This window comes from Odoribacter sp. N15.MGS-14 (genome assembly GCF_000980245.1).
Lineage (GTDB): Bacteria > Bacteroidota > Bacteroidia > Bacteroidales > Marinifilaceae > Odoribacter > Odoribacter splanchnicus.
Window position 1 is genome coordinate 1 of sequence record NZ_LARE01000113.1, and the last position, 4,569, is coordinate 4,569.

The window sequence follows — 4,569 nt, forward strand, 5'->3', positions numbered from 1 at the left end:
ATCCATACCTGGCTTGAGTGATTGCTAATATCTTCATTATTCTACAGTAAAATCCGGGTCAACATATTTTATGATTTTCTCACGCATACTTTCAACTGTCTCCCAATCTGTATTTTTATCGGAACTATAATGGAAATCTTTTGCAACGGGTACGGCTTGATGATGGTCTATATATTCCTGACGAGTGTGATTGAATGAGACGGAAGGAAGAATTGCGTAGTATTGTCCCAAGTCTATAGTATTCATCGCGTCGGTCGCTGTTATCATTTCTTCATGCAATTTTTCCCCGGGACGTATTCCCACAACTTCGATTTTTGCATTCGGGGCAATTGCCTTAGCGACATCTATGATTTTATAGGAAGGAATTTTGGGTATGAAAATTTCTCCGCCCAGGTGATGTCCGATTGCAAACATAACCAAATCGACACCTGCTTGTAGGGAGATATTGAATCGTGTCATTTCTTCATGTGTGATCGGAATGACTCCACTGGAGCGTTTGTCGATGAAAAAAGGAATGACAGATCCTCTGGAACCCATTACATTTCCATAACGTACTACAGAAAAACGCAAATCACGACTTCCTTTTATATTATTGGCGGCAACGAATAATTTATCGGAACATAATTTTGTCGCTCCGTATAAATTGATAGGTGCACAAGCTTTATCGGTTGACAATGCTACAACATGTTTTACGTTAGTTGCCAGTGCTGCATTGATGACATTCTGAGCTCCATGTATATTGGTTTTTACACATTCATCCGGATTATATTCCGCTGTATCTACTTGTTTTATTGCCGCTGCATGAATAATGACATCAATGCCTTCGCAAGCGCGTTTCAAACGTTCTCCATCCCGTACATCCCCGATAAAGAAACGTAATTGATGATAATCTTTTTCCGGATATTTTTGCTTTAGTTCAAATTGTTTCAACTCATCCCGGGAGTAAATAACGATTTTTTTGACATTCGGATAATCCCGTAATATAGTCTCTACAAACTTTTTACCGAAGGAACCTGTACCTCCGGTAATAAGAACTGATTTATTGTTTAGCATCGCTATATAATTTTATTATAAATATTTTATCGGTAAGATGTTAATTATAACATGTTTAAGGCAATCAGCTTAAAGTGTATTATAAAGTGAATGAATCTTCCGGAAAAACGCTCGTTTTTATTGGTGGAAAAACTGCTGATTACCCTGTTTTAGATTTATTTTGTCCAGACCAACAATTTATTTTCACCGGGTATAAAGTATTCGGCTTCTTGTTTTGGCAAAATGATTGTATAGCAAATTTGTCGTTTTACTATTTTACCGACCTTCTGAATCAAATTTTCAAAATAATCGACATCTATATTTTTACCGGCAATTACTAAATCGATCAGATCGGAATCCTTCCCGACAGCAAAATCACCACGTACCCATACTTTCGAAATGTCCCCGACCCGTTCAACCACCTCTTCTATAACCTGAGTGATTCCGCTATGCTTTAATACCAACCGATGAATATCATTGAAAAGGGGATGAGTGGAATTAGCATGATATACCTTTCTATTTCCTTTGTTCTCGGCTTTCAGTAAACCGGCATTTTCCAAGTGGTTCAGTTCAAGACGAAGGGCATTCGTCGATTCTCCGAATTCGTCGGCCAGACCACGCAAATAAGCATGAGTAGACGTATTCAGAAAAAATTTCAGCAATAACTTGATACGGGTTTTGGATGTAATCAGACTATCCAGCATGGATTTGTAAAATAAAACTGCTATTTACAGCTTCGCCTGGTAAGTCCCATTTTCCATTAGGACAGAAAGAAATTTGAATGAAAATGCAAAATAGTTTTATTTTTGCGCAACAAAATTACTCATTTCTTTGGATAATATCAAAAGAAAAACTCATTTTTATCCGATCATGGATTTTTTTCATACGCAATATATCATTAAATAATGCAAAGTATACAGTGTATTTTGGGTCTGATCAGTCCGGATTACAACCAATCATCCTCTTCATTTCTTTCTGCTTCATCACTGACCTTCCGCTCCTGTCAGTCAATACTACTATAACTTTCCCTTTTCACTCTCCTTTTATCTCCCATCCTAATAAGAGATATAACGAAGTTGTATCGGAGGTGAATCGGCGATAATATAGGAGCGCACCTGAAATACAGCTGAAGAAGACCCCCAAAATGCCAATAAAAACGAGCGTTTTTTCGGGGATTATTTAACCATGAAAATTTCATAAAATCACTTTAAATAAAATATTTCATCAAATTGATATTTAGTGTTTTTGTGTCTCTTTCCAATTTTGACTTATCTAAATTATTAATAATATTTCCAAATGAAAAATTTTGCATTGATCGGTGCGGCAGGCTATATCGCCCCACGCCATTTACGTGCTATTAAAGATACCGGTAACCGTTTAGTTGCGGCATACGATAAATTCGATAGTGTCGGAATTATGGATAGTTTCTTCCCTGAAGCTTCGTTTTTTACTGAGATGGAACTGTTCGACAGGCATTGTTCAAAATTGAAAAGGACGGATAAACAAGTGGATATGGTATCCATCTGTACTCCCAATTATTTGCATGATGCACATATTCGTTACGGCTTACGGCTGGGTTCCGACGTAATCTGTGAAAAACCTTTGGTATTGAATCCTTGGAATATCGATGCCCTGGCGGAAGTTGAAAAGGAGACTGGGCATAAAGTCAATAATATTCTTCAGCTCCGGCTCCACGAATCCATCAAAGCCCTGAAGAAACGCATCGATGAGGGGCCAAAAGACAAGGTATACGACGTAGACCTCACTTATATCACTTCACGCGGAAACTGGTATTATACCAGTTGGAAAGGAGATATCCGGAAAAGCGGTGGAGTAGCAACCAATATCGGAGTTCATTTTTATGACATGCTGACTTGGATTTTCGGTCCGGTGAAGGAAAATATCGTACATGTGAAAAGTCATGATCGGGTAGCTGGTTTCTTGGGTTTAGAGAAAGCACGGGTTCGGTATTTCCTGAGTATCAACGGTGATAATCTGCCGGAAAATGCCGTGCAGGGGGAAAAACGTACTTATCGTTCCATTCAGATCGAAGGAGAAGAATTTGAGTTCAGTCAGGGATTTACCGAGTTGCATACGGAGAGCTACAGACATATTTTATCCGGAGAAGGCTTTGGTTTGGACGAAGTACGTAACTGTATCAATATTGTACATACAATTCGCAATGCAGAACCGATCGGTTTGAAAGGCGATTATCATCCGCTGGCAAAATTTCCTTTGGTAAAACATCCTTTTGGCTGGGACAGATAAGATTCGGAAAAGTATGGTAATGAAATTGAATATGGTCGACCTGAAAGGTCAGTACGATAAAATCCGGGAGGAGGTAAATGCTGAAATCCAAAAGGTGCTGGACACAACCGCATTTATAAATGGTCCTAAAGTAAAGGAATTTGCTTTTCATCTGGCGGAATATAACCGGGTGAAGCACGTCATTCCCTGTGGTAATGGTACCGATGCTTTGCAGATTGCTTTGATGGCTCTCGGTCTGAAACCGGGGGATGAGGTGGTTGTCCCTGCTTTTACATACGTGGCTACTGCGGAGGTGATCGGTCTGCTCGGGTATATTCCGGTTATGGTCGATGTGGATTATACTTCTTTCAATGTTACCGTTAAGAATATAGAGCGGGCTTTAACTGCCAAGACGAAAGCTATCGTTCCGGTGCATCTGTTCGGCCAGAGCTGTGATATGGAGCCTATTCTTAAATTTGCTTCCGAGCATCATTTATATGTCGTAGAAGATAATGCTCAGGCAATCGGGGCTGAATATACTTTTTCAGATGGCACCAAAAAGAAAACCGGAACTATGGGGACTATCGGTTGCACTTCTTTTTTTCCATCCAAAAATTTAGGATGCTATGGAGATGGCGGGGCACTGATGACAGATGACGATGAACTGGCCGAAAAAATCCGGATGATTGCCAATCATGGTCAGAAAGTAAAATATCATCATTCGGTACTGGGATGTAATTCCAGGCTGGACACCTTACAGGCAGCTATTCTGGATGTGAAGCTGAAACATTTGGATGAATACGGTGCTGCACGTTATGAAGCTGCTCAGTATTATACCCGAAGGCTGAGTGGTATCGAAGGGATAATTACTCCGGCTGAGATGCCTTATTCCACTCATGTTTACCATCAATACACCTTAAAAGTGCTGAATGGCCGTCGGGATGTTTTGAAAAAATTTCTGGAGGAGGGAGGTATTCCTGCGATGATTTATTATCCATTGCCTTTGCAACAGCAGGAAGCATTTAAGCCTATTACACGGGCTGCCGAATCATTGGACATGGCTGAGCAGTTGGCTTATTCCGTACTGTCACTGCCGATTCATACTGAAATGACCCCTGAACAGCAGGATCTTGTCATTGAACGGATCAAAGAATTTTATAAATCCTGATTATGAAACAGAAATATTTTGCTCATGAAACGGCTGTTATAGATGAAAATTGTCAGATTGGGGAAGGAACGAAAATCTGGCATTTCAGTCATATTATGACAGGATGTGTGATCGGGACGAAT

General features: G+C 39.9%; 4 protein-coding genes and 1 pseudogene. 3 read left to right on the top strand and 2 right to left on the bottom strand.

What is annotated here, in order from left to right; genetic code table 11:
- Positions 1 to 36 precede the first annotated feature (36 nt).
- Both pseB and WS34_RS14110 read right to left on the bottom strand, forming a co-directional pair.
- Complete coding sequence (gene pseB, locus WS34_RS14105; protein WP_046403609.1) at positions 37 to 1,053, bottom strand: UDP-N-acetylglucosamine 4,6-dehydratase (inverting); 1,017 nt, start codon at positions 1,051 to 1,053, stop codon at positions 37 to 39.
- Positions 1,054 to 1,208: 155 nt separating this feature from the next.
- Positions 1,209 to 1,736 carry a helix-turn-helix domain-containing protein gene (locus WS34_RS14110; RefSeq protein WP_046403608.1) on the bottom strand — a complete coding sequence of 176 codons (528 nt, stop codon included), beginning with the start codon at positions 1,734 to 1,736 and terminating at the stop codon, positions 1,209 to 1,211.
- 592 nt (positions 1,737 to 2,328) lie between these two features.
- On the opposite strand from WS34_RS14110, the gene WS34_RS14115 reads away from it, so the two are divergent.
- The 3 genes and pseudogenes from WS34_RS14115 to WS34_RS14125 all read left to right on the top strand — a co-directional run.
- Positions 2,329 to 3,300: a Gfo/Idh/MocA family oxidoreductase gene (locus WS34_RS14115; RefSeq protein WP_046403606.1), complete on the top strand. Its 972-nt coding sequence runs from the start codon at positions 2,329 to 2,331 to the stop codon at positions 3,298 to 3,300.
- Positions 3,301 to 3,313: 13 nt separating this feature from the next.
- Positions 3,314 to 4,447, top strand: coding sequence for a DegT/DnrJ/EryC1/StrS family aminotransferase (locus WS34_RS14120; RefSeq protein ID WP_046405615.1), 1,134 nt, complete (start codon positions 3,314 to 3,316; stop codon positions 4,445 to 4,447).
- A 2-nt stretch (positions 4,448 to 4,449) separates the two neighbouring features.
- Positions 4,450 to 4,569: pseudogene (locus tag WS34_RS14125) on the top strand (N-acetyltransferase); the annotation flags it as partial.